At 33.0% G+C, this 1745-nt stretch carries 2 protein-coding genes; both read right to left on the reverse strand.

The window, feature by feature from the left end; all coding sequences use genetic code 11:
- Positions 1-676 (reverse strand): MFS transporter (locus tag EKL98_RS15530; protein WP_126563104.1); only part of this gene is annotated, 676 nt, incomplete at its 3' end.
- A gap of 146 nt (positions 677-822) precedes the next feature.
- The gene (locus EKL98_RS15535) at positions 823-1482 is read right to left on the reverse strand and encodes a response regulator transcription factor (RefSeq protein ID WP_126563105.1); all 660 of its coding nucleotides are present in this window, start codon (positions 1480-1482) and stop codon (positions 823-825) included.
- Between the last annotated feature and the right edge of the window lie 263 nt (positions 1483-1745).

A 1745-nucleotide genomic window follows, 5' to 3' on the forward strand; every position in this document is an offset into this window, starting at 1 on the left:
AATAATAAGCTCCAAATCGCCAGACACGTACACTTTTTAAGGAACCTAGCATTTGAGAAACGGTTTTTGTATTGTTTTCTAATTTTTTGTTTTTGGCAAAAATCAAGAATAACATTCCAATAACTAGTAAGGCCACACCATAAATAACAGGTAATAATTTCCAACCATTTTGTGGGTCGTCAATAGAAAATTCATTCAATAAAGAAGGCGCCATAAAAGTCGTAATTGCTGCTCCAGCATTCCCCATTCCGAAAATCCCAAGAGATCTTCCCTGCCATTCTTTTGGATACCAAATAGAAGTAAAACCAATTCCCACAGCAAAACTAGTTCCCACCATTCCAAACAAAAAACTAAGTACAGCAAACATAAAAAAGCTATCCGCTAAAGGAAGTAAAAACAACGGAATCGAACACAACAAAAGCAAGAAGGAAAATACATATTTACCTCCGTATTTATCCGTCAACATTCCTATTGGTAAACGCATAATGGAACCCGTTAAAATTGGAATTCCTAAAAGCCAGCCGACTTGTACGACGCTCCATTTGAATATTCCATTATCGACTAAAAAAGTAACTAAAACACCATTAAGCGTCCAACATGCAAAACAAACAGTGAAGGCTAATGTGTTTAAAAATAAAATTCGATGGGATTGCGATAAAGAGTTTGTAGTTGTCATAAATACTTATTTTTTTGACAAAAATAAGTACTAACAGTGTATAAAAACCTGCGTTTTGGCAGGTTATGAAAAACAATTACGTATTTATACTTAATAAATACTTAGTAACGTAATCCAGAAATCTTAACTCTTTAAATAATAAAGAATTAGAGCAATGAAAATTCATTTGCTTTATTTGAAAGTTCTATAAGATTTTTGACTTTCAATTTTTTCATTAGATTAAAACGATGTACTTCGGCAGTACGTTTACTAATGTCTAAAGCTTCTGCAATTTCTTTATTTCCTTTGCCTGACAATAATAACCTAAGTATTTCTTTTTCTCTTTTGGTAATCATCATTTCGTCTCCGATGGGCTGTTTTACCTCTGAAAAAGTTGTTGGATGGGTAAGTTGACTAATCAATATGGACGAAATATCGCCACTAAAATATTTTCCACCTTCGGAAACAGCGTTCAATGCTTTGAGGAATTCTTCTTTGCTAGATCCTTTCAACAAATACCCATCGGCACCCGCTTTGATAGATTTTAATACATATTCTTCGGATTCATGCATCGAAAGCATTACAATTTTTACTAAATTATTTTGACTTCGCAGTTTTTCGACTACTTCAATACCGGTTAAATTAGGCATTCTAATGTCAAGAATTAATAAATCGGGCTGATTGATTTCGACTGATTTTAAAGCTTCTAAACCATCGGTAGCTTCGCCAACTACTTCAATATTAGCTTCGTTTTCTAATAATGATTTGATGCCATCTCTTACAAAAACGTGATCATCTGCCAGAACAACTCGAATGGGATTACTCATATCCTACTTAATTTTTAATTTCATTTTTACGTATATAGACCTAAAAAGTGATGCTAATGTACGTAATTTTCATTAAACAAAAAAAATAGATTGCAGTTTTCAGTTAGCAGGTGGCAGATTGTAGATTGTAGGTATCAGATAGCAGGTTCCGGTTACTGTTTCATGTTTTAGATTGGAGATTTTTAGATACAGTTTTATGTTTTCAAACCGAAAGCAAACTGAAATCTGATACCTGCTATCTTCAATATTTTAAATCGGAATAT

The sequence above is a fragment of the Flavobacterium bomense genome (genome assembly GCF_003970355.1).

Bases quoted from the DNA above. Each gene is read 5' to 3' on its own strand.
- EKL98_RS15535 (WP_126563105.1), bottom strand. From the start codon at position 1,482: ATGAGTAATCCCATTCGAGTTGTTCTGGCAGATGATCACGTTTTTGTA.